This is a genomic window from Mesorhizobium sp. M0139, from assembly GCF_040322455.1.
Classification (GTDB): domain Bacteria; phylum Pseudomonadota; class Alphaproteobacteria; order Rhizobiales; family Rhizobiaceae; genus Mesorhizobium.
In genome coordinates, this window is record NZ_JAMYTN010000006.1 from 321,013 (window position 1) to 344,137 (window position 23,125).

The 23,125-nt window shown below is 62.9% G+C and carries 21 protein-coding genes and 2 pseudogenes; 8 read left to right on the forward strand and 15 right to left on the reverse strand.

All coding sequences use genetic code 11. The annotated features are described in order from the left end of the window. Positions 1 to 186 precede the first annotated feature (186 nt). The 4 genes from NKJ58_RS13060 to NKJ58_RS13075 all read left to right on the forward strand — a co-directional run bounded on the left by NKJ58_RS13060 (position 187) and on the right by NKJ58_RS13075 (position 5,430). Positions 187 to 1,959: a glucan ABC transporter ATP-binding protein/ permease gene (locus tag NKJ58_RS13060; RefSeq protein WP_352853238.1), complete on the forward strand. Its 1,773-nt coding sequence runs from the start codon at positions 187 to 189 to the stop codon at positions 1,957 to 1,959. A 166-nt stretch (positions 1,960 to 2,125) separates the two neighbouring features. After that, positions 2,126 to 2,878 (forward strand): heme ABC transporter permease, encoded by a 753-nt coding sequence (locus NKJ58_RS13065; RefSeq protein ID WP_023672896.1) that lies wholly within the window; start codon positions 2,126 to 2,128, stop codon positions 2,876 to 2,878. 201 nt (positions 2,879 to 3,079) lie between these two features. Beyond that, positions 3,080 to 3,763 (forward strand): outer membrane protein, encoded by a 684-nt coding sequence (locus NKJ58_RS13070; protein WP_352853240.1) that lies wholly within the window; start codon positions 3,080 to 3,082, stop codon positions 3,761 to 3,763. Between the two features lie 35 nt (positions 3,764 to 3,798). Next, positions 3,799 to 5,430, forward strand: coding sequence for a tetratricopeptide repeat-containing sulfotransferase family protein (locus NKJ58_RS13075; RefSeq protein WP_352853241.1), 1,632 nt, complete (start codon positions 3,799 to 3,801; stop codon positions 5,428 to 5,430). A gap of 47 nt (positions 5,431 to 5,477) precedes the next feature. On the opposite strand, the gene NKJ58_RS13080 is transcribed toward NKJ58_RS13075, so the two are convergent. The 3 genes and pseudogenes from NKJ58_RS13080 to NKJ58_RS13090 all read right to left on the reverse strand — a co-directional run bounded on the left by NKJ58_RS13080 (position 5,478) and on the right by NKJ58_RS13090 (position 7,198). Further along, entirely contained in the window at positions 5,478 to 5,774 is a 297-nt protein-coding gene (locus NKJ58_RS13080) for an addiction module antidote protein (RefSeq protein ID WP_023672893.1), read from the reverse strand. Further along, positions 5,767 to 6,071: pseudogene (locus NKJ58_RS13085) on the reverse strand (type II toxin-antitoxin system RelE/ParE family toxin). Before NKJ58_RS13085 ends, NKJ58_RS13080 begins: the two are co-directional and overlap by 8 nt. A gap of 68 nt (positions 6,072 to 6,139) precedes the next feature. Then, positions 6,140 to 7,198: a D-TA family PLP-dependent enzyme gene (locus tag NKJ58_RS13090; RefSeq protein ID WP_352853243.1), complete on the reverse strand. Its 1,059-nt coding sequence runs from the start codon at positions 7,196 to 7,198 to the stop codon at positions 6,140 to 6,142. Between the two features lie 150 nt (positions 7,199 to 7,348). Here NKJ58_RS13090 and NKJ58_RS13095 point away from each other — a divergent pair, with 150 nt between their 5' ends. Continuing rightward, entirely contained in the window at positions 7,349 to 8,035 is a 687-nt protein-coding gene (locus tag NKJ58_RS13095) for a D-lyxose/D-mannose family sugar isomerase (RefSeq protein ID WP_023694398.1), read from the forward strand. Positions 8,036 to 8,042: 7 nt separating this feature from the next. Here the strand turns inward: NKJ58_RS13095 and NKJ58_RS13100 are convergent, their stop codons facing one another. From NKJ58_RS13100 to NKJ58_RS13130, 7 genes are read right to left on the reverse strand one after another with little or no spacing between them, the layout of a single operon-like run. Further along, entirely contained in the window at positions 8,043 to 8,396 is a 354-nt protein-coding gene (locus NKJ58_RS13100) for a hypothetical protein (protein WP_023753711.1), read from the reverse strand. A gap of 13 nt (positions 8,397 to 8,409) precedes the next feature. Further along, positions 8,410 to 9,276 (reverse strand): RDD family protein, encoded by an 867-nt coding sequence (locus tag NKJ58_RS13105; protein ID WP_027049627.1) that lies wholly within the window; start codon positions 9,274 to 9,276, stop codon positions 8,410 to 8,412. Next, the gene (locus NKJ58_RS13110) at positions 9,263 to 10,282 is read right to left on the reverse strand and encodes a stage II sporulation protein M (RefSeq protein WP_352519316.1); all 1,020 of its coding nucleotides are present in this window, start codon (positions 10,280 to 10,282) and stop codon (positions 9,263 to 9,265) included. The genes NKJ58_RS13105 and NKJ58_RS13110 overlap by 14 nt, the downstream gene beginning before the upstream one ends. After that, on the reverse strand, positions 10,279 to 11,589 hold the full coding sequence (locus NKJ58_RS13115) for a DUF58 domain-containing protein (protein ID WP_352519315.1): 1,311 nt from the start codon (positions 11,587 to 11,589) through the stop codon (positions 10,279 to 10,281). The genes NKJ58_RS13110 and NKJ58_RS13115 overlap by 4 nt, the downstream gene beginning before the upstream one ends. Next, entirely contained in the window at positions 11,586 to 12,542 is a 957-nt protein-coding gene (locus NKJ58_RS13120; RefSeq protein ID WP_352519314.1) for an AAA family ATPase, read from the reverse strand. Before NKJ58_RS13120 ends, NKJ58_RS13115 begins: the two co-directional genes overlap by 4 nt. Beyond that, positions 12,529 to 13,734: a DUF4350 domain-containing protein gene (locus NKJ58_RS13125; protein WP_352519313.1), complete on the reverse strand. Its 1,206-nt coding sequence runs from the start codon at positions 13,732 to 13,734 to the stop codon at positions 12,529 to 12,531. Before NKJ58_RS13125 ends, NKJ58_RS13120 begins: the two co-directional genes overlap by 14 nt. Then, positions 13,731 to 14,363, reverse strand: a complete 633-nt coding sequence (locus tag NKJ58_RS13130) for a DUF4129 domain-containing protein (protein ID WP_352519312.1) — start codon at positions 14,361 to 14,363, stop codon at positions 13,731 to 13,733. The genes NKJ58_RS13125 and NKJ58_RS13130 overlap by 4 nt, the downstream gene beginning before the upstream one ends. Before the next feature lie 45 nt (positions 14,364 to 14,408). Between NKJ58_RS13130 and NKJ58_RS13135 the strand changes: the two genes are divergently transcribed. From NKJ58_RS13135 to NKJ58_RS13145, 3 genes are all read left to right on the forward strand, one after another. Continuing rightward, positions 14,409 to 15,296 carry a hypothetical protein gene (locus NKJ58_RS13135; RefSeq protein WP_352560283.1) on the forward strand — a complete coding sequence of 296 codons (888 nt, stop codon included), beginning with the start codon at positions 14,409 to 14,411 and terminating at the stop codon, positions 15,294 to 15,296. 63 nt (positions 15,297 to 15,359) lie between these two features. After that, positions 15,360 to 16,238 carry a hypothetical protein gene (locus NKJ58_RS13140; protein ID WP_352519311.1) on the forward strand — a complete coding sequence of 293 codons (879 nt, stop codon included), beginning with the start codon at positions 15,360 to 15,362 and terminating at the stop codon, positions 16,236 to 16,238. Positions 16,239 to 16,265: 27 nt separating this feature from the next. Next, positions 16,266 to 17,021 carry a hypothetical protein gene (locus tag NKJ58_RS13145; RefSeq protein WP_023715256.1) on the forward strand — a complete coding sequence of 252 codons (756 nt, stop codon included), beginning with the start codon at positions 16,266 to 16,268 and terminating at the stop codon, positions 17,019 to 17,021. A gap of 36 nt (positions 17,022 to 17,057) precedes the next feature. On the opposite strand, the pseudogene NKJ58_RS13150 reads toward NKJ58_RS13145, so the two are convergent. From NKJ58_RS13150 to NKJ58_RS13170, 5 genes and pseudogenes are all read right to left on the reverse strand, one after another. Beyond that, positions 17,058 to 18,745: pseudogene (locus tag NKJ58_RS13150) on the reverse strand (hypothetical protein). A 66-nt stretch (positions 18,746 to 18,811) separates the two neighbouring features. Then, complete coding sequence (locus tag NKJ58_RS13155) at positions 18,812 to 19,216, reverse strand: hypothetical protein (protein WP_023698040.1); 405 nt, start codon at positions 19,214 to 19,216, stop codon at positions 18,812 to 18,814. A 173-nt stretch (positions 19,217 to 19,389) separates the two neighbouring features. Then, positions 19,390 to 21,030, reverse strand: coding sequence for an ABC transporter substrate-binding protein (locus NKJ58_RS13160; protein WP_352560285.1), 1,641 nt, complete (start codon positions 21,028 to 21,030; stop codon positions 19,390 to 19,392). Between the two features lie 270 nt (positions 21,031 to 21,300). Then, a complete protein-coding gene (locus NKJ58_RS13165) occupies positions 21,301 to 22,359 on the reverse strand; it encodes an alpha/beta hydrolase (protein ID WP_352853246.1) in 1,059 nt (352 codons plus the stop codon). A 3-nt stretch (positions 22,360 to 22,362) separates the two neighbouring features. Next, positions 22,363 to 23,040 (reverse strand): isochorismatase family protein, encoded by a 678-nt coding sequence (locus tag NKJ58_RS13170; protein WP_352853248.1) that lies wholly within the window; start codon positions 23,038 to 23,040, stop codon positions 22,363 to 22,365. Positions 23,041 to 23,125: the final 85 nt, after the last annotated feature.

A 23,125-nucleotide genomic window follows, 5' to 3' on the forward strand; every position in this document is an offset into this window, starting at 1 on the left:
GCAAGACTGACATTTCACCTTTTATCTCAAACCGTTAGGTGATCACGGCAGATTTCGCAACGTCGTCATCTTTTGTTCGCAGAATGGGAACGGAAGAGGTAGACGGGCATTGTTTTGCGACCCGTTAACCGGTACGTGTCAAGAAATGGTGCGGTGCACAATAATGTTTTGGGCGGAGTAGCTGAAGTGTCACTTCTGCAAATCTACTGGAGAGCGCTGGGTTATCTCGCAGCCGACAGGAAGCGCGTTGCGTTTATCTGCGGTGCGAATGTCGCGCTCGCCATTATCGCCATCCTCGAGCCGATCATGTTCGGCCGGGTAATCGACGCCATCTCCGATAAGGGTTCGGTGTTATCGACGCTGGCGCTGTGGGCCGGTCTCGGCGCCTTTAACATCGTCGCCTTCGTGCTGGTGGCGCGCGGCGCCGACCGTTTTGCCCACAAGCGGCGCAGCGAGGTGCTGTGCCAGTCGTTCGAGCGCGTGATCACCATGCCGCTCGCCTGGCACCACCAGCGCGGCACCTCCAACGCGCTGCACACGCTGCTGCGCGCCGTCGAGACGCTGTTCAGCCTGTGGCTTGAATTCATGCGCCAGCATCTGTCGACGGCGGTTGCGCTGGCTCTGCTGATTCCGACCGCGATAAGCATGGATCTTCGCATGTCGCTGGTGCTAATGGCGCTGGGCGTTCTCTATGTCGGCATCGGCCGACTTGTGATGAAGCGCACCAAGGCGGGCCAGGCCGCGGTCGAGCGTCACTACCATCAGGTCTTCGCGCATGTGACCGACTCGGTCAGCAATGTCGCCGTGCTGCAGAGCTACAACCGTCTCGGCCACGAGGCCGATACGCTGCGCCGCTATGTCAAGAACCTGCTCGACGCGCAGAACCCGGTGCTCGACTGGTGGGCGATGGCCAATGCGTTGCACCGCCTGTCGTCGACCATATCGATGATGGTTGTGCTTTTGATCGGCGCCTATCTGGTCACCCATGGCCAGCTCAAGATCGGCGACGTCATCGCCTTCACCGGCTTTGCCACGCTGCTGATTGCCCGCCTCGACCAGATGTCGGCTTTCGCCAACCAGATTTCGGAAGCCCGCGCCAAGCTCGAGGACTTCTATCACCTCGAGGATTCGGCCGCCGACTCCGCCGAGCCGGACGGCTTGCGCGACCTCACCAACGTCACCGGCCACGTCCGCTTCGAGAATGTCGGCTTCGAGTTTGCCAATTCGAGGCAGGGCGTCGACGACGTCTCCTTCGAAGTCCAGGCCGGGCAGACGGTTGCCATCGTCGGCCCGACCGGCGCCGGCAAGACGACGCTGATCAACCTCTTGCAGCGCGTCTTCTCGCCGTCTCATGGCCGTATCCTGATCGACGGCATCGACACCCGCACGGTGACCCGCAAGTCGCTGCGTCATTCGATCGCCACCGTCTTCCAGGATGCCGGCCTGCTCAACCGCTCGATCGAGGACAACATCCGCGTCGGTCGTGCCGAGGCGACTTATGACGAGGTTCACGCCGCCGCCAATGCGGCTGCCGCGCAGGATTTCATCCTTGCCAAGAGCGCCGGCTATGACACCGTCGTTGGCGAGCGCGGCGGCCAGCTTTCAGGCGGCGAGCGTCAGCGCATCGCCATTGCCCGCGCCGTGCTCAAGGACGCACCGATCCTGGTGCTCGACGAGGCAACGAGCGCGCTCGATGTCGAGACCGAGGACCGCGTCAAGGAAGCCATCGACGAACTGAGGCGCAACCGCACCACCTTCATCATCGCCCACCGCCTGACCACCGTCCGCGACGCCGACCTGGTCGTGTTCATGGACAAGGGCAAGGTGGTCGAGATGGGCGGCTTCGCCGAACTGTCGCTGCGCAATGGCCGTTTCGCCAGCCTGCTGCGCGCCGGCGGCCTGCTCAACGACGAGGAAGTCCGCCGTCTCAGCCGCACGGTGAATATCGAAGCTGCGTAAGCTTTTTTACCTCCCCCTTGTGGGGAGGTCGGACCGAAGGTCCGGGTGGGGTAGTGCCCGCCACCCCACCCCGCTGCTTTGCAGCGACCCTCCCCACAAGGGGGAGGGTAAGCACTGCGACAACCGCTCGATTGCCCCGAACGCGCCGCCGGTCTATCTAGACCTTATGAGCGACACCTCCTCACGCCTCGCCGGCTGGACCGACCTCGCCAACCCGACGCGCTTTGTCGGGCTGGCCGACAGGCTGGTGCCGTGGCTGGCGTCGATCGCCGCGATCCTGCTCGCCATCGGTCTCTATATGAGCTTTGCCGCGCCTGAGGATTTCCAGCAAGGCATCACGGTGCGCATCATGTATATCCACGTGCCTTTCGCCTGGCTCGCCATGATGTGCTACACGGTGATGGCGGTCGCCGCGCTCGGTACGCTGGTCTGGCGCCATCCCTTGGCCGATGTCGCCCTGAAATCGGCAGCCCCGATCGGCGCCACCTTCACCGCGCTTGCGCTGGTCACCGGCTCCATCTGGGGCAAGCCGATGTGGGGCACCTGGTGGGTCTGGGACGCGCGTCTGACCTCGGTCTTCATCCTCTTTCTTATGTATCTCGGCATCATCGCGCTGACGCGTGCGCTCGACGACGCCAGCCGTGCCGCCTGGGCCGCCGCCATCATCACGCTCGTCGGCTTCATCAACATCCCGATCATCAAATTCTCGGTCGACTGGTGGAACACGCTGCACCAGCCGGCCTCGGTGTTCCGGCTCGGCGGACCGACGATCGATCCCAGCCTGCTATGGCCGCTGCTGGTGATGGCGCTCGGCTTCACCGTGCTGTTCTTCGCGCTGCACCTGACGGTGATGCGCACCGAGATCCGCCGCCGGCGGGTGATCTCCATGCGCAGGGTGGCGGCAAGGCAGGCCGACTAGCGCGATTTCAAACGGAAGGGACAGCCATGCGCCTGCCGCCAGAAACATTAGCATGTGCTGCTATGTTGCGGTGCGGCAACAAGAATTCTCAAAAGATCGTTCCCGACCTCGCTTTGCTCCTTGATCTCGTTTGCGTTCTTGACAGCTCGGCCGCCAAGCAAGAGTGATATTAGTCACTAGTTGTTGCGAGGGGATTCGACGATGAAACTGTGCCTGCTGGCTGGCGTTTCGACATTTGCATTGGCGCTTGGCTGGAGTTCGGCCTACGCCGCAGACGCGCTTGTCGACGTGCCGAGGGCGGAGGATCTCTGGTACGTCACGCTCTTCGGCGGCGCCAGCTTTGCCAACAATGTGAAGACGGACTACGATAGTGGTCGGTATTCCGTGGATCTTGACAGTGGGTTCGTGATCGGCGGCGCTGTCGGTCGGCGGATCAACGACACGTTCCGCGTGGAAGGCGAACTGTCCTACGCGCGCTACAAGGCAAGCGAGTACAGCTTCAGCTTCCCTCCTGCCGACCAAGGTTCCGGCCCAGCTTCCGGCAATCTGTCGGCCACCTATCTTCTCGCCAACGTCTGGGCCGATGTTGCGCATTTTGGTGATGCCAAACTCTATGTCGGCGGCGGTCTCGGCGCGGCCTATGTTACCGCCGATACTCATTTTGATGGCCACGCCTATGGATACGGGCCTGGCGGCTGGGGTTTCGCCGGCCAGGTGGGCGCCGGTGTTACCTACGCGGTAACGCAGAATGTCGACCTCGATTTCGGTTACCGCTTCAAGGTCGTGACAAGCGTGGATCTAGACGACAATGATGGCGGCGGCACATACGAGAACGCCAAATTGTACTCCCACAATCTCCAGCTTGGCGTTACCCTGAAGTTCTGATTGGTTCGTCGCAGGCCGCGACCGGGATTTGACGGATGCCGCTCTTGCCACGCCGGCAACCCCTGGGCCTGCCGGCAATGATCCCAGCCTCGCTGCCGACCGCCGGTGAGCCGGCGGAAAAGACATTGCAGCGCGGCATCGACCTGCAACGGCGCAAGCGTTTTCGCGAGGCCGAGTTCTGCTACCAGACGGTGCTTCGCACACAGCCCAAAAATGCCATGGCGCTGAACCTGATGGGCACGCTCGCCATCGAGGCCGAGCATCATGACGCCGCCATTGCCTATATGGAAAGGGCGGTCAAGCTCGAACCGGACAACGCCATCTTCCGCAACAATCTCGGCAATGCCTACAATGTCACCGGCAACGTCGACAAGGCGCGCAGACATCTGAGAAAGGCGATCGAGCTCGACGGAGGGCTCATCGAAGCGCTGTGCAATCTCGGCCGCTCCTACCGCAGCCAGCTCGAGGGCGACATTGCCGAAGGGTTCTATCGCCAGGCGCTGGCTATCGACGGCCAGTCGGTGATGGCACTTGCCGGTATGGGCGATTTGCTCACCGACATTGGCCGGCCGGCCGAGGCGGTCGAATGCTTCAGCAAGGCCCTTGCCATCGACCCGGGCCATGTCGAGGCGCTGGCTGGAATGGCGCTTGCGCGCCGGGCGGTCAAGGACGATCCGACGTTGCCTTTGGTGCTGAAACGCCTGGAATTGCCGACAACCACCGATCGCGAGCGGGTAGTGCTGCACCACGCCGCCGGCAAGATGCTCAATGATCAGCGCGATTATGGCCCGGCCATCCGCCATTTCGCGAGGGCCAAGGCGATTTCCGGCAATGACTTCGACATCGACCGGCACACCCAGCTTTACGACAGCTTCATCAACACCTTCGACGCCGGCTTCTTCGAGGCGCGAGCCAATTTGGGAAATCCATCCAGACGCCCGGTCTTCATCGTCGGCATGCCACGGTCGGGAACGACGCTGACCGAGCAGATATGCGCCAGCCATCGCGATATCCATGGCGCCGGCGAGTTGTCGACCATTCGTTCACTTGCCGGCGAACTTGGGTTCGACAAGCTCGACCCAGCCATTTTCACCGAGGCCATGGCGGCGCTCACTGCGGCCAAGGCCAAGGAGCTTGGATCGAAATATCTCGACGCTCTCAAAAAGCGCAACAACACGGCGCGGCTTGTCGTCGACAAGATGCCGCATAATTTCGAGCTGCTGGCCTTCATCAGCCTGATCTTGCCGAATGCCCGCATCATCCATTGCCGGCGTGACCCGATGGACAATTGCGCGTCCTGTTTCATGCATAATTTTTCCGAGGCGCACGGCTACAACGCCGATCTGACCAAGCTTGGGCAGTATTACCGGCAGTATGAGCGCCTGATGCGCCATTGGGCCAATATCATCCCGCTGGATATCCACGACATGCCCTACGAAGAAACGGTCGCCGATTTCGAAAATCGCGCCCGCGGATTGATCGGATTCCTCGGCATCGAGTGGGACGATGCCTGCTTGCGTTTCAACGAAACCGAGCGCACCGTGCGGACGCCGAGCCGCTGGCAGGTGCGCCAGCCGATCTATTCATCCTCGGTCGAGCGCTGGAAGCTGTATGGCGACGCGCTGGATCCGCTGAAGGCGGCGCTGGGTCCGGTTTATCAGTCCTGATTTCAGTTGGCCCGAACAACCTCGCGCTCGACGCGCGCTGGCGTAGATTAGACCTGAGTTGCATCGTGCTTTGGGGCCAAATGAAAGCCGAATGCTTTCATGACCGCCAGTGTGGTTTCCAGCGTAGGATTACCGTTTTCGCTGAGCGAGGTATAAAGATGCTCGCGAGCCAAGCCGGTCTTTCTGGCAATGTTGCTCATCCCCTTGGCGCGGGCAACGACACCGAGGGCGGACGCGACGAATTTGGCGTCTCCGGTTTCCATTGCCTCTGCCAGAAACGCCTCGATTGCCGTATCGGAATCGAGCATTTCGGCGGGATCGAAATCATAGATTTTTTCAACCATTGTCGTCACTCCATTCTACGGCCAGGCGCTTTGCTGTCCGTATGTCGGTTTCTTGTGAACTTTTATCCCCGCCGCACAGGAGCAGGATGACCGTTTCACCGCGCTTGTGAAATAAACGCGATAGCCGGGCCCATAGTGAATGCGCAATTCACTGATGCCTTCACCCACTGGGGCCACGTCGCCGGGATTTCCTACAATCAAACGTTGCAGCCGAACGGCAATTGCCGCCTTGGCTCTTCCGTCTTTCAGCTTTTGGTGCCACCTCCGAAAGGTGGCTGTCTGCTTCAGGATTGTCATGGGGACTAGTAAGTTATAAATTACAATTCGTCAATGCCGAAATAGGGCGAGCCTCCAAAACGAAAGCCTCACCCCATCCGTCCACGCGCTTCCACCTTCAGCGTTTCCAGCACCTTGTCGCCCTCGATCAGATGCACCTGGTCGAACAGGTTGGTCACCACGCAGCAATGATCCGGAACCAAGCGCACGCGCTCGCCAATGCGAAGCTTCGCACCATTTCCAAGCGTGACCGTGCCATGTTCCTCGCTCAAGCTGGTGACGCGGGCGCCGGGCATGCCGAGCAGCTCGCCAAAATCGGCGAGCCCCAGCGTGTCGCTGGACAGCGCCTTGCTGCCGCTGTCCAGGATGGCGCGGGCCGGCGTCGGATGGCTGACCACGGTGGCGAGCACCGTCAGCGCACAATCGTCGAGCGTGCCGACGCCTTTGGCGACCTGGTAGCGGTCGAGGTAGATGTAGGTGCCGGGGCGGTATTCGGTCACCACGCTGTCCTCGCCCGAGCGCCACATGTCAGGCGTGCCGCCGCTGGAGATGCGTTCACAGGCGAGGCCCGAGGCCGCGAGCGTTTGTTTGGCGCCGGCCAGCCACGATTCAGCCTCGGCGGCTCGGCCTGCCGCGGGGTAGGTCATCAGTCCGCCGAAGGTGAGCCCCTTGGCCTGGTCGATCATTTTCGCCAAGGCCAACGCCTCGGCGGCGCTCTGCACACCGCAGCGGCCCATGCCGGTGTCGCATTCGACCAGCACGGGCAGGGGCCGCCCGGCATCGATGAAAGTAGCGGCGAGCCCCTCCAGCGTTTCGCGGCTGTCGGCCGTCACCGACAGCGTCACACGACCATGCAGCGCCTTGAGGCGCTCCAGCTTGGCGCGGCCAAGGATGTTGTAGGGCAGAAAGATGTCGGAGAGCCCGGCATCGGCCATCACTTCCGCCTCGCCGATTTTCTGGCAGGTGATGCCGACCGCGCCGGCCGCCATCTGCTTCTTCGCCCAATAAGGCAGCTTGTGCGTCTTGATGTGCGGCCTGAGTTTCAGCCCGTGGCGGTCGGCATGCGCCTGCGCTCGTGCGATGTTGGCTTCGGCGCGGGCCGCGTCGATGAGGATCGCCGGCGTGTCGAGGTCGTCTATGCCTTGCATGAAATATCACCTTGGGAAATCTGGCTGACTTATGGCCCCTATCCGCACGGATGTCATGGGGCCAGCACGCAGTTTGCGTCGACACCGCAGCGCTGTTCGGCTATGCGCTTCAGACAACTCCAGGGAACGCGACGCGAAGGGATCACGATCATGAAACGCTCCACCGTCAACGACATCATCCGCGATGCAGACGCCTTCATCCGCTCGTTCGGCTACATCATGCCGCCCTTCGCCTACTGGAGCCCGGAAGAGATGAAGGCGCGCAAGGCCGACTCCGCCGCCATTTTCACCTCGCGGCTCGGTTGGGACATCACCGATTACGGCCAGGAAAAATTCGACGAACTCGGCCTGTTCCTGTTCACCGTTCGCAACGGCGTCTATGCCGACATGAAGAAGGGCATGGGCATGCTTTATGCCGAGAAGATCATGATCTCGCGCAAGGATCAGCTGTCGCCGATGCACCGCCACAACATCAAGGCCGAGGACATCATCAACCGCGGCGGCGGTAAGCTCGTGCTGGAACTGTTCATGCACGATCGCGACGGCGGCATCGATCCGAAGGCCGAAGTGACGGTGCCGGTCGACGGCACCATCCACAGGCTGCCGGCAGGCGGGCTCCTGAAGCTCGACCCGGGCCAGAGCGTGACGCTGCTGCCCGGCGTCTGGCACGCCTTCTGGGCCGAGGGCAAGGATGTGCTGATCGGCGAGGTCTCGACCGTCAATGACGATCTCACCGACAACGTCTTCCGCGAGCCGATCGGCCGCTTCTCCAACATCGACGAGGATGTCGCGCCGGTGCACCTTTTGGTGTCCGACTATGAGAAGTGGGTGGGGTAGGCGATGCCTAATCGCCCCAATTCACCTGCTGAAAGAACGTCCAGATGCTGATCGTGCTGTCATCCCGATCGCTCGTGCTGTGCAGCGTCAGGACAATATCCACGGTGGGCGGCGCCTTGATCAAGACTGTGATCAGGCGCGCGCTGCCGTCAGGCACGATACCTAGGCCTGAGGTCATTTCCCAATTTCCGTCGGCTTGCTGAAGTCGGGAAGAAGTATCTCCGAATTGCTCCCTCATCGATGCATCGTTTGGAAACGGTTCGTCGGTGAGTTCTGCAAATTCCTTCCAGGATCCGGAGACTGCCGCCTGAATGGCGCGTTCTATTCTGGCTTTTTCCGCTTCGCTAACTTGAGCCGGCATCCCGAACTCCGATCTACCGCTGGTACTTATCCGCCTTACGCGTCCCCAGCAAAAGCTTGCGCTCAAGCTGTGCCCGCAGCTCGCCATAATAGGCGGTGAGGAAGGCCCTGGAATCGACCGGCTCGATCGTCATGCCGATCTTGCGCCCGATCGTTTCGGCCACGGCTTTCAGCGCGAAATAGTCGTCGCGGCGCAGCACCTCTTCCAGCTTGTGCAGTTCGGCGATGCCATAGGCATCGAGCTGCGCCTGGGTGAAGCGGAAGGCGCGGGTGGTGGTATCCTGGCGTTGCGACAGGTCTTCGACCAGCGCCAGCTTGGGCGCCTCCACCACCCAGGTTCCGGCCAGCAGGTCGCCGATGCGCATGCGGTCGCGGTTGAACAGCGGGAAGAGCGCAAACAGCAGCGTCCACACCAGCCCGAAGATCGTCGACAGCGTGTCGGCGAGCCCCATCTGGCTGCGGCCTAGGATGATCGACAGCGGCAGGAAGATCTCGATCTCGCGCATCAGGTTGCGGGCAATGACCTGATCGACTGACAGGCCGGCGCCGCTGCGCGATGCCACCCGGATGCCGAGCATCCGTTTGCCGGGTGTGGCGGCGCGGCGGCCGGCTTCGAAGACGATGAAGTAGGCGTTGCGCAGGAAGAAGATCAGGATGATCCAGACGATGAACAGCGGCTGCGCGCCTTCGCCTTTGAGGCCGGCCAGCCCGAACAGTGCAACGATCGAGATCACGATCGCCGTGACGATGATGATGACAAAGTCGAGCAGGAAGGCGGCGGCGCGAGTGCCGGCATCGACGAGCTTGATCCGGAGATCGACCCCTTCCGGCGTGATCAGCGGCCGTATCGTCGAGACGGTAGCACGCCTAGCGGTCGCCATGCCGCACCACCCTGAACAAATAGAAATAACAGAGCCACAGCGTCAGCATGCCGCCGCCAATGGCGTAGCGTGTCACGTCGCTGGTGATCACCTGCCGACCGATGCCTTCGAGCAGGCCGGCAAACAAAAGCATGATCGTCACGCCGACCATGGTGGTGGCGGCCACGCGCCCGGCATCGGCAGCGGCCGTCATCCGCGTCAGTTCGCCGGGGAACGCGATGCGTGTGCCGATGCGCATGCCGGCGGCGCCCGCCAAGGCGATCGCGAACATCTCGGTGGTGCCATGGATGGACAGCCATCCGCCCAGCTCCAGCCCAAGCCCCTTGGCGACGTAGATCTGGAACATCGCGCCAAGCAGGCAGCCATTCATCAGGATCAGGAGCACGCTCGGCACCGCGAAAGCAAAGCCGAGCGCGAAGGCAAGGATCGCCACCTGGACATTGTGCGTGAACAGATAGGCGGCGAAGCCCGACAGGAAATTGCTGTCGGCGCCGTCATAAAGCACCTGTCGCAGGACTTCGACTGAGGCATCCGGGTTGCGCCCGCCGGCCAGGCTCGGCGGAATGATGGCGTCGAACCAGCCCTTGTCTTTGGCCACCAGCCAGTAGCCGGCGCCGGCGCCGACAAAGGTCAGGACGACCGACAGCAAGGTCTCGCGCCACAAATCGCGAATGGCATGCGGCCAGTCATGCAGAAAGAAATCGCCGATGCGCTGCCGCAAGCCGCGACGCGCGCCATAGAGGTAGAAGTAGCCGCGCAGGCACAGCGCTTCGAGATAGCTGACCAGCGCATTGTCGAGCGACGTCGCCCGCGCCACCGAAAGCGAGGACAGCGCCGAGCGGTAGAGCAGCGGCAGCGACAAAAGCTCGTCTTCCGACAGCGTGCGCGGCGCACGTTTCTCGACCCGGGCAAGCAGCGCCTCGAACGCCTTCCAGTCGGCCTCGCGCTCCGAACGGAAGCTCGCCAGCGACTGCCGCACCGCATCCTTGCCGACCAGCGCGTTCACAACAGATCCTCTCGCTTGAGTTCGAGATAGCGCTCGACCAGTGCCGGCCCGAGCCTCTGATGGTCGGCTTCGATGACATGCGCGCCGAGCAGCCTGAGCCTGCCGATGACGACCTGCCTTTCGCGCAGCAGCCCGCCGGCGACAACCGAGCGCGCCACATCCTCCGGTGCGTCCGGCGGCATGTCGGCCAGTGTCTCCAGTTCGACATCCTTCATCATCATGAACAGCACCAGATGCCGTTCGGTGAGCCGGCCGACGGTGCGCAGCATCAGTTCGGCGCTGATCGGATCGACGAAGTCGGTGAAGATGATCACCAGCGAACGCCGGTCGAGCTTTGCTGCAAGGGTCGTCAGCGCCAGGGTGAAATTGGTCTCTTCGGTGGAATAGTCGATCTCCGCCGCCCGCTTCTGGATCATGGCGAAGCTGGCGGAGCCGCGCACGGCGCCGCTGGAGACGCGCGGCCGCGCATCGAAGCCGAACAGGGAGACCATGTCGCCGCCCTTCAGCGCAATGAACGCCGACAGCAAGGCTGCGGTGACGGCGCGGTCGACCTTCGGCACGCCGTCGACGGGCTCGCACATCAAGCGGCCGCTATCGATGGCCAGCACGATGTTGTTGTTCTCCTCGATGCGGAATTCGCGCGCCAGAAGCCTGCCGTGGCGGGCGCTGCGCTTCCAGTCGATCATGCGCCGGCCCATGCCGGGCTGGTAATCCTTGAGCGCCTCGAATTCGCGGCCCTGGCCGGCTCGGCGCTGCGCATGGCCGTCGGGCAGCGCCTGTCGCTGCAAAAGCGTGATCGCCTCGTCGCGGGCGCTGCTGACGTCGGGCAGCACCGCCACCTTGCTGTCCATCGGCAGCACGACCTGGTTCCAGACCAGCCCGAACGGCCCGCGCCAGCGCACCCACAGGCGATCGAACCTGGCGATGCCGCGCCGCAGCGCCTGAAATTTGAGATCGAGCGATGCGCTGCCGGCCTCGGCGGTCCATGCGCCGCCGGTGCCGCCCAGCGGTTCCAGCCGCTCGTCATGGCCGAGACGCGCCTGCACCGCGCGCGACCGTCCGCTGAGCCTGGCGGTGACATTGACGGTGAACTGGCCGCCGACGCTGACTTGCGGCGGGGCATGGATGCTGGCATCCAGGGAAGCCCGTCCGCGCCCGGCGGCGGCGTCCACGGCCAGGAAAGCAAGCAGCACGCAGATCCACAACAGGCCGAGATACCACAGCGACGGCAGTGCGAGCGCGATCAGGAAGGCCGGTATTGCACCTGCCGCACCTGCCCAGACTGCCCGGCCGCTCGGATAGATCAACGTGGCGCTTCCGTCTGGTCGACAAGGTCGGTGACGATCTGCTCGACCAGGCGGCCGTCGATCTGCGCCGCCGGCGACAGGATCACGCGATGGCGCAGTGCCGGCACGGCAAGCGCCTTGACGTCGTCGGGGATGACATAGGCGCGCCCGTCGAGCGCTGCCCGGGCGCGTGCGGCTCTCGCCAGCATGGCGCCCGCACGCGGGCTGGCGCCGACTTCCAGATCGGGGCTGGCGCGCGTGGCCCGCACCAGCCTTGCGATATAGTCCACGACGTCGTCGACAAGCGTGACCTCGCCGACGGTCGCCAACGCCTTTTCCAGCGTCTTGCGGTCGGCCTGGGCGGTGATGCCGTACTGTTTGATGTCGTGCGAGGCGGTGCCGCCGCCATGATGGATGATGATCGCCTTTTCCTCTTGCGGGCCGGGGTAGCTCACCCGGTGCTTGAACAGGAAACGGTCGAGCTGGGCCTCGGGCAGGGGATAGACGCCCTGATGCTCGATCGGGTTCTGCGTCGCCACCACCATGAAATTCTGGCCGAGCGCATGGGTGGTGCCGTCGAAGGTGACGGCATGTTCCTGCATCGCCTCCAAAAGGGCGGCCTGGGTCTTGGGCGGCGTGCGGTTGATTTCGTCGGCGAGCAAAAGGTCGCAGAAGATCGGGCCGCGCGTCAGCGTGAATTGCCCGGTCTGGAAATTGTAGATGTTGGAACCGACGATATCGCCGGGCATCAGGTCGGGCGTGAACTGGATACGGCCATAGGCGACCCCCAGCGCCTGGGCAAAGCAGCGCGCCGTCATCGTCTTGGCCGTGCCCGGCGGTCCTTCGAGCAATATATGCCCGCCGGCGAACAATGCCGTCAGCATCAGATCGACCGTATCGTGTTGCCCGGTGATGGCCTTGGCCACCTCTTCCCTGATCTGTGTCGCCAGGGCCTTCACATCATCGACGTTCACCGAGCCTCCTTGCCGTCCAGTCGTGCAGCTTTTCGGCTGCATCATGCATTTGTGTCAGGGTCTTTGCCGCGTTCGCAGCTTGCAGGCGGGTCGTGAAACCGCCGGCTTCGTCCTTGTCGCGGGAATCTAGCCAGCGGTCGAGCGCTTCGCCCTGCAAACCGTGCGGCGCGCCGAGCAGCGCGCCGGCGCGCACGCGTGCCAGTGCTCCATAGCGGTCGCCCAGTTCCTCCAGCCGGCCAGCGCGGCGCAACAGCATCGCCGTGGTATCGACCAGCGCGCGCTTGCCGAAGGCGATGGCGCGCTGATCGGCCCGCGGCGGCCCGAACCGGCCAAGGCCATGCAGGAAGGCAAGTGCCGCCGCCGCCAGGATGGTCAGCGTCAGCGCCAGGAAGGGCGGCTCGACCAGAAGCTTGGCGAGATCGTATTTTCGCCCGACGCCATGCAGCGTCAGGTCGAACATGACGGCACCCTTTTCGGGCTGGAGGAGCTCGATCAGCTTGAGCGCCGCCGCCGCCTTGTCGGGATCTTTCAAGCCAGCGTTATTGATGAGATCGGGGTCTGTCAGAATGTAGAACCGCTCGTCTTCGATCTCGGTCAGCACGGCCTTGCCGTTGCCGGCGGCAATCAGCGGGTGTTCGTCGGCCACCCATTGCAACTGGCCGGGAACGCTGACCATTTGCCCTGAGACGTCGAGTTGCTTGACCGTGGTCTCACCTTCGCCGAGCTTGGCCTTGGCGATCCGGGCGAGCCAATCGTTGACCACGACGTCCGGCAGCCGCTGGATCTTCATCTCCCAGCCTTCGTGCAGGGCCAGCGGCAAGGTCGCCCATTTGGGCAGAACGAACAGCGTATCCAGGCCCTTGCGAAGCTTGATGATGTTGGCAAGCGCATCCGGGTCGCTGTCGGGTGAAATGGTGACGATCAGCAGCATTTCGGTCTCGAGATCGCTGTCGGACCGCGCCATGTCGGGCGCTTCGCCGGTCAGCTCCAGCCATTCCGCCAGACCGGCATAGCCGATGCCGCTCTTCGACAGCGGCGTTGCGCCACCGACGCTCGGCTGGCGAAAGTCGGGCGCATAGGTGGACAAAAGGAAGAAGCCTGCGGCCGCGAGCAGGCTGGCGAAAATGCCGCAGAACAGCGTCCTGCGGCTGAACGGTTCCTGCTGGGCGATGTCGGCTGTCGCGTCACTCACGTCCAGGCATCCCTGAAGACGAATCGCTCATAGGCGCTGCGCGCCTCCTGCCAGCCCTCGGGCCCGACCGGCCGACGCGCGAACAGAGCGGCCTCGACGATGCGCGCGATCTGGGTGAAGGCGCCACGCGCCCGCGTTGGCAGCGACGCCGCTCCCGCGATATCGCGCGCGGTCAGCGACGGGCGCAGAAAGTCGGGCAGGCGGCCGGCAATGTCGGCAACGCTGCGCCGCAGCAGGAGATGCACCGCCTCGTCATACTCGCCCCGGGCGGCGAGCGCATCGGCTTCCGACAACAGGATCTGCGCGGCGCCAACGTCGGGGTGCCATATCGCTTCCGCCTCGGTCACGCTCTTTTTGCGCCACCAGGGCAGGCGCCAGGCGACGCCTTTCACTTCAAGGACAATCAGCAGCAGAATGATCGCGGCACCTGTGATCACCGCGCCCCAGAACAGGTAGATCATGTACGGGCCGAGCGATTTCAGGAACTCGCCCAGCGGTCTCAGCCACTCGGGTGTCTCGGGTGGTCTGTAGACCGGCAGGTCGAACTGGATCGAATCGTCTGACAGCAACTGCTTGTGCAGTTTGGCCAGCCATTCGGCTTGCGCAGCGTCCGGCTGTGCAGCAGTCACCTTCTCGCCCCCCTGCAACCTGCGGTTCGCGAGCCGACACTGGCAATGCAGCGTAACTTTTGCAAGTGGGCTAGACGCCAGTTGTTAATCTTGGCAAATTTACTACTGCGGCTGCCGGACAATATTCGGCGGTGGAACAGGGGGCGCATCATGACTTCGGCAACATTTGCACGGCCTGAGAAATTTCAGATCGGCAGGGTCTTCAACAACAGCTTCTCCGTCATCGGCCGCAACGTCATACTTTTCGTGGGGCTTTCGGTGCTGTTTGCGGGGGTGCCGGCAGTTATTCTTCGGCTATGGACCGAATCGCGCATGCAGGCGCTCCTGACGGCCAATCCCGGCGCTGCGGCCGACCCCGCCCTGGTGTTTAGCAACATTTGGGTGACGCTCCCGGCCAGTTTCATTGCCTCCCTTTTCGTACTGGTGCTGCAGTCGGCGCTCGTGCGAGCCACAATCGAGGATTTGAACGGCAAGCGGCCGACCTTGGGCGATTGCCTGCAGATAGCCATCCGATATTTTCTGCCGACATTGGCGATCGGCCTGCTCGTCGGCCTGGGCGCAGGCCTAGCCGCGCTTGCGTTGCTGGTGCCCGGCATCATCTTGTGGCTGGGCTGGTCGGTTGCGATACCGGTTCAGATCCAGGAGCGGCTCGGCGTGTTCGGCTCGATGTCGCGCAGCCGCGCCCTGACCAAGGGCAGCCGCTGGTCGCTCTTCGGCTTGTTCCTTGTCCTGATCATCATCGGCATGGTCATCCAGGGCGCGGTGGGCGTGTTTGTCTACCTGTTTCACGACATTGTCGCTACTGTCGTGGCGGCACTGGTGCAGAGCGTGATGTCGATGTTGCTGTCGGTCGCCGCCGCGGTCAGCTATGTCGAGCTGCGCCAGGTCAAGGAAGGCACCAGCGTCGACGAACTGGCCGAGATCTTCTCGTAAGCCGACGGGTTTGCACCGCCTTGACCCGGTCAGGTCAAGGCGGGTGCCAGGGCAGGAGGCATCGTGACGTCACTGGCGCAGGACCGACCGGAAAAATTCCGCATCGGCAGGGTTTTCAGCAACAGCTTCGCGGTCATCGGCCGCAATCTGGGTTTCCTTGCTGTGGTCGTCGGACTTTTCTCAACCCTGCCCGCACTGCTGTACAACCTCTGGAACCTGTCCCGGGTCGCTACATTGGTGAACGTCGACAGCGCCGGGAACGCCGCCGCTTTCGAAACGTCAGCCATGGAAGACTACTCGGGCTTGTCGATAATCGCTTCCTTGACCATTTTCGTGCTGGCCTTGCTGGTGCAAGCGGCGCTCGTCAGGGCGGCGATCGAGGATTTGAACGGCAAGCGGCCGGTCATCGGCGACTGCATCCAGATAGCATTGCGCAGCTTCTTGCCCACGCTGGGCATAGGCATTCTGATCATTGTCACTCTGGTGGTGGCTGTTTTTGTGATGGTTTTCATCGCCTGGGTCATTCCCCCTATCGGGTGGCTGATCGGGCTTGCCCTGGCGTTTATTCCCGCTTTCATGTGGCTGATTTCCGTATCGGTTTCCGTGCCCATTGCGGTTCAGGAGCGGCTTGGCGTGTTCGGCTCGATATCGCGCAGCCGTGCCCTGACCAAGGGCAGCCGCTGGTCGATATTCTGGCTGCTGCTGATCATTGGCGTGGCGGCGATGCTCATCCAGGCGGTGTTCTCGTTGTTTTTCGGACTGGCGCTCGCCACCGCCGGCGGCGTCACCGGTGTCGGTGTCCTGGTCGGAGCGATTGGCAGCACTCTGGTGTCGACGATCTTTTCGACGATGCTGTCGGTGACCATTGCCGTCACCTATGTCGAACTGCGCCAGGTCAAGGAAGGCACCAGCGTCGACGAACTGGCGCAGATTTTTTCGTAACGGCACATCGACCGGGGTAGGGCAATCGTGACGTCGATGACGCCGGAGCAGCCAGGCAAATTTCGCATCGGCAGGGTTCTCCGCGATACGTTCGCGATTATCCGGCGCAATCCGGTGCTGTGCTTGGGAGTGGCGTTGTTCGTATACGCCTTGCCGGAGTTTGGATTTTCCTACTGGTTCTGGGTATCCGTTGGGTCAGTAGAGCCCGAATACTCGATGCGACGGTTGACGATCACGGCAATCTTCATGTTGGGCTTTTTTGTGCTGGGGGCTTTCATGCAGGCGGCATTGACGCGAGCGGCCCTGATGGATCTGCGCGGCGAACGGCCGTCGGCACGCGATTGCATCAGAACAGCCTGTGCGCTTCTGCTACCGGCAAGCGCCGCCTCGATCCTGATCACATTCGCCTTCTGGCTGGGCCTGGTACTCATCATCGTTCCCGGACTGTTGCTGCTGGCGCGCTGGTCGGTCACGACGCCGGTAATTGTCGGTGAAGGGCGTGGCGTGTTCGCCAGCATGCAACGCAGCCGCGACCTGACCAAAGGCAGCCGCTGGCCGTTGCTGTGCATCTGGCTTGTCGTGCTCGTGCCTTCAATCACCGTGGATATTTGGGCGAACGCCTTCTTTTTCTCATTTGGTCTGACACTGGGCTTTTTGCTCAACGCCCTGGTCGATACAGCCCAAGGCTTGGTGGTATCGATCGCCATCGTCGTCATGTATGTGGAGTTGCGACAGCTCAAGGAAGGCACCAGCATCGACGATCTGGCTGAGATTTTCTCGTGAGCGAACGTCGCCGATTTCGGTCGGTTGGCTGCCCTCTCAACGACAGCAGCTACGGTCCGCCTGCGGTCTCGTCCGGCACAGGCATGACGACGTGATCGCCACATTAGCCTTGGCCAGTGCTACGTCGAGCTTCTCCTGCACCCCCGGCAGTTCCACGCTCTCGCCGCGCCGCTTCAGACATTCCACCAACCCGTGCAGCGACCAGACATTGTCGGGGTGCTGGGCGCAGCGCTGGACCTTGCCGCTCAGGCCGAGGTCGTCGCGATAGACCTGCTCGGCCTCGTCAGTGTGGCCCTGGTCGAGGACCAGTGCCGCCAGCGCATGGCGCGGCGGTGCATCCAGGCCCAGGGCTCGGTGTAGGACAGATTGTCGTCGAGTTCGACGGATTGGCGCAGATGGGCGTAAGAGTCGTCATGCTGCCCCTGGTGGTAGGCCAACTCGCCATCGAGCAAGGCGGCGCCGACGGCTAGCGAGGCCCGTGCCGGGTTGCTGAGGAAGCGCCGCTCGGGCGCAATGCTCTCGACATGCCTGCGGAAATTTTCGCGCTCACGCTCGGCTGCCGCGAATTGCTTGAGCGTCGCATGGGCGACGCCCTTGGCGTAGTGCTGCATGGCGGCGGCCAGCACATAAAGTGCCGGCTCGTCCACCATCGGCTCATCGATGATCTCCTGCCAGCGGCCGAAGCGCACCTGCACATGCGATTTTATCGCATGATAGCCCTCCACTGTTTGCGTCAGCTTTGGCCGGTCCTGGATGGCGACCACGTCGCGCGTGACCAGGCTGCGCACCTTGTCAGCCGCCCACAGTGCCGGCTGGTACTGGCCAAGGAACATGCAGGTGAACATCATCAGATGCAAATCGTGGCAGCAGCCGAGCAGATAGTAGGTCGTCTCACCGGCATAGGCGAGGTAGAGGTCGTTGGCGCGCACCGCCTTTTCGCTGGCCAGCTTTGCCCTTCTCGTACTCGCCGCACAGCACATGGATATGGCCCGGCATATGGTTCATGTGGCCGGCATCGGGGCACATGGTGCCGAGCCGGTCCGCCGAGCGCATGCCGCGTTCCGGCTGCGTCGACATCTCGAGCAGATGGATATGCAGGTGCAGGATCGCCGGATGCGGCGCAGTGCCGGCTTCGTCCGACAGCCGGATCGATCGCTCGCAGACCTCCAGCGCCTCCAGCACATCTAGTTCGGCGCCGGCTTGCCGGTTTTCAAATCCCACAGCCGCCGCACGGTGCGCATCATCAGCGCCTCGACGGTGAGAGCCATCACGTCATGGTCGTCGGGAAAGTCACAATAGACCTACCGCATCGCGGCGGCAGCGTAAGCATTGTCCCATTGTTCGAATTCCGCCGGCGTCACGCCATGCGGCTGCTGGAAGCGTGCGGCCAGCGCCTCGATCAGCCGCTGCTCGACGGGGCTTGCGCCCGCAGAACCAGCCCGCGCAAGCTGGACATGATCAAAGCAGCGTCGCGCGGCGCGGTTAGCCTCGTCCTTGCCGTGCTCCTTCCAGGTGAGGTTGTAAAAAGGCTCGGCGGCATAGGCGATGCCCCAATACACGAAGGCGCAATCAGGATCGGTCTCCAGCGCCTTTTCGAAGCACTTTATGCCTTCCTCATGGTTGAAGCCGTAGCACCAGTTCAGCCCGATATCGAACCAGCGCTGCGTCTCGGCCGAGGCTGTGGAGATTGGACGGCGATAGGTGCCAAGGTCGAAGTGGTCCATGCGTTCTCGTGCAAAATATCGCGGCCAAAGTGTATCAGGCCTTGAACTCAATCTTGGGGTGCTGACCTAGGTAAAGTGCGAAGCAATCTGTTCGACAGGGTCCTTGTCTGGGCGCACCAAAAGCCAGAAGATCAGCCCTGTAGCGCCACCGAGTATCCCTATGAAGGAGCATGCATAGAGAACTCCGCCGATTCCCAATGGAGGACTCCACTTAATGAGGCCGAAGACAAACGCTGGAACAAAAACTGCCAGAAAGCCAACGACGACGTATACCCAAAAAAACTGCCAGCGCCGTCGGGTGAGGACATAGAAGGCCGGAATTCCTACCACCGCCTCCACAACATAGAAAACAAGGGTTACGAAGATGAAGCCCGACAACGGCCCCGTCTCAGGGTGGTTCGCATGCCAATTGTAGCCGGGCAGGATCGCCGGAATAATGGGTGCAAGAATGAAAGCCCAACGGGCGCGCATGTGTATTCTCCGGAATGACGCGAGCCCACAGCGGCGCCTCGTCGACACACCAGACCGATCCACGATCGCCGCGTCAAGACAGACACCGTCGTAAATGCTCGGAGTGCGCTGCAGGTATTTACCTGAGCGACATACCGCTCAGGTGCCAGCCGGTATGCGGCGTCCCCGAACGATCACCCCTCCAGCCACACCTTCTCAAAATGCTGCTCCAGCGACTGGTGCTGTTCGCAGCCTTGCACGCCCTTGCGATAGGTGCGGTAGACCGAGCGCCAGTAGGGCTGGATGATGATGCCGGCATCGCGCAGATTCTGCTCGATCCTGGCCATGATCTCCTTGCGCTGGGCGGCGTCCGGCGTTGCCAGCGCCTTGTCGAGAAGCGTGTCGAATTCCTTGTCGGCATAGGCGCTTTCGTTCCAGGCGGCGCCCGATTTGTAGGCGAGCGCCAACACCTGGACGCCGAGCGGGCGGCCCAGCCATTCGGTTGTGGAGAAGGGGTATTTGCTCCAGTCGTTCCAGAAGGTCGCGGCGGGCAGCACGGTTCGCTTGATCTTCAGGCCGGCCTCACGCATCTGCGCGGCGATCGCATCGCCGGTGCTCTTTTGCCATTCGACGTCGACCGAGATCAGCTCGAATTCGTGGTCCGTCTTGCCGGCCTCGGCGAGCAATTTCTTGGCCTGTTCCGTGTCGCGCTTGGCCGGGCCGATATCGGCAAATTCCGGGTGCATCGGGCCGACATGGTGATTGTCGGCAGGCTTGCCGCGGCCGCCGAGGCCGAGCGCCAGCACGGCCGAATTGTCGACCGCAAGCTGGGCGGCGCGGCGCACCTTGACGTCGTCATAAGGCGCGTTGCCGACATTGAAGCGGGCAACGATGGTCGAGCCGGTGGCGATCTCGGAATTCAACAAGCCCATCTGCTCGGTCTGCGACACGGCGTCGGAGGCGGTCTCATGGTCGGTGTCGATCTCGCCGGATTCGAACGCCGACAGCATCGCGTTGGGGTCGGAGCCGTAATCGACCCATTTGATGCCGTCGAGGTAGAAGTCGCCCTTCCACCAGGGCTTGTCCTTGCGCTTCACCTCCGCACTGGTCTCGGCATTCCAGCTGACCAGTTCGCAAGGGCCGGTGGTGATTGCGAGCGCCTTCATCGGATCGTCGCCGCCCTCATAGGAGCGGTGCATGATCAGCGCGGGATAGTCGGCCATCCCTGCGATCAGCGAAATGTCGGGTTTCGGCAGATTGAGCTTTACGGTGAAATCGTCGACCTTCTCGATGCCGCCATCGACCGGCTTCTTGGTGTCGGCATTGACCAGCGCGCCCATGCGCGCGGCGACCGAATTGCCGGGGACGGAAGCGTCGCACCAGCGGTTGAGATTGTGGATGACGTCATCGGCGTTGAAGGCGTCGCCATTCGACCAGGCGATGCCCTTGCGCACATGCAGCGTCAGCGTCCTGGCGTCGTTGCTGGTTTCCCAGCTTTCGAGCAGCCACGGCTCGAAGGTGAAGTCGCGGTTCCAGCGCACCAGATATTCGTTGCAGTGGCGCGCCACATTGGACATCTCGACACCGTCGAAGGTGCGCGGATCCTTGAAACCCTTGACGTTCATGGCGACGCGCAAGGTGCCGCCGCGCTTCGGCTCCTCTGCCCGGGCGGGCGACGCGCTGAGGCCTCCCAATGCCAGTGCTCCGGCCGCGCTGACGCCGAAGCCGGCCATGATGGCGAGATATTCGCGCCGGTTGACGCCGCCCTTTGTGAAATCTTGGGCGACGGGTTTGGCCTGCGGGTGCAAATTGCGGTCGGTCAGCATGAATTTCATCGTCGTTCCCTCTTTTGTTGGGCGCCCCGACGGTCCGCCTCCGCTGGGGGCGGATGCGATCATCGGGCGCCGTTGCCTGAGCAGGTGAATGATAAAGCGGGCCGACCCCGGGAAATGTTCTCTTTTCCGCGATTCTTGTGCGCCACTCCGCAGTGGTAGACGGCCAATCTCCCCTCTTGTGGGGGAGATGTCCGGCAGGACAGAGGGGGGCGCTGTCCCGCCATCCCGTCTGCCGACTGGAGTATCATCGCAGATAATCGTTGCGTTGATTTAGGATACTGAAGGGCCGCGATCCTTCGCGCCCCCCTCTGGCCTGCCGGCCATCTCCCCCACCAGGGGGGAGATCAGCGCTTCGTCGTTCTTGCCGAGCACGGCGACGGCGGCGATGGCTGCAAGCGTGCACACGAACGCCTCGCCGGCGCGCGGAACATTTTTGCGGGCGCGCAGAAAACTGTGCACGAGGCGGGGCTCCTCATACCACCAGGCGCGGCCGCCTGCCGCAACGATGCGGTCGCGATAGGTCTCGCCGTCCGATGACAGCGGATCGCATTGGGCGGTGATGATGACAGTCGGCGGCAGGCCGGAGAAGTCATTGTCGCTCAGCGGCGAAAAAGTCGGGTCGTCGGGCGACTGTGCCGGGGCAGAGCGAATGGTGCGGTAGAACGCGATGTCGCGCAGCGTCAGCAGCGGTGCGTCGGCATGTGCGACATAGGAGCCGGCACTCTCGTCGCCGCCGAGGCCGGGATAGATCAGCACCTGGCCGGCCGCCCGGCGCAGGTGGCGGCGAGACGCGTGCGCGACCGCGGCGGCAAGGGTGCCGCCGGCGCTTTCGCCGACGAGCACGATCGGCAGGTCCGTTGTCACCGCCGCCCATTCGAACACGGTCAGCGCGTCGTCGAAGGCGGCCGGGTGGGGATGTTCCGGCGCCAACCGGTAGTCGGCCGAGACAACGTCGAAACCGGTGCCGGCGCAGATCTCGGCGCAGATGTCGTCATGGCTGTCGAGCCCGCCAAGCACAAAGCCGCCGCCATGATAGTAGACGATGACGGCGCGCACGGGCTTGCCCGCCATCCGATAGTAGCGGATCGGGATGGCGTGCCCTGCATCGGCGGCGATGATGCCGCCGCTGGCCGAAACCCCTTTGGGATAACCCTGATGGAAGGCGCGGCACATCGCATCATAGACCGACCTTTGCTCGGCGATCGGAAGTTCGGCGATTTCTGGCGGGAACCAGTCATTGACCAGGTCGATATACTCCCACAGCGCCGGATCGAGCAGGGTGGCGTATTTCCCCCGCCTGGCGGTCTTGAGCTTGTGGACCGTGCCCATCTCTCAGAGCTCGCCGTAGAGCCGTTCGGCGTTTTCAAAGGTGAAGCGCAGCGGTACCGAGCCTTCGACCTGCCATGCATCGATGGTGTCGCCCGCCATCAGCCGGCACGCGTCTATCGTGTTGGTGACGGCGCCGCCATAGAGCCGGTTGGCAAGGTTGAGGATGGCGGTCTGGTGCATGGCGGCACTGCCGCTGCCGCAGGCATCCTTGACCAGAAGCACGCGAAAGCCGGATGCCACCGCGTCCTTCACGGTGGCGTCGATGCAGGCCTCGGTCCAGACGCCGGCGACGATCAGCCATTCGATGCCGCGCGCCTTGAGTTCGGTTGCGGCAGGCCCGGCGCCGAAGGCGCTGGCCTGCGTCTTGACCAGCATCGTCTCGCCGGCCGCGGGCGCCACCTCATGGCAAATCTCCGTCAGCGGATCGGTCTTGTCGGAAAAGGCAGACTTGCCGTCGGCGTCGAGCGGATGGAACGGACGCGCCTTGGCGGTATCGACGATATAGGCCCAGTGATACAGCGGCACGAAGTTGCGCCGCGCCGCCGCCTGCAGGCGCTGGACGTTGGCCAGCACCTCGCCAAAACCTTCGACCAGATAGCGCTTATCCTGCCGATGCTCTTCCTGGAGGTCGATGAACGCCGCGGCGACCGTGCCGCGTTTGATGGAGATGGGGCTTTTCATGCGGATAGGCCTTGGTTCGCGACCAACGCCGCCGCTCTTCTCGCAAGGGCAGCGCAAGCGGTGGAGATTGGTCGGCGTCCTCCGA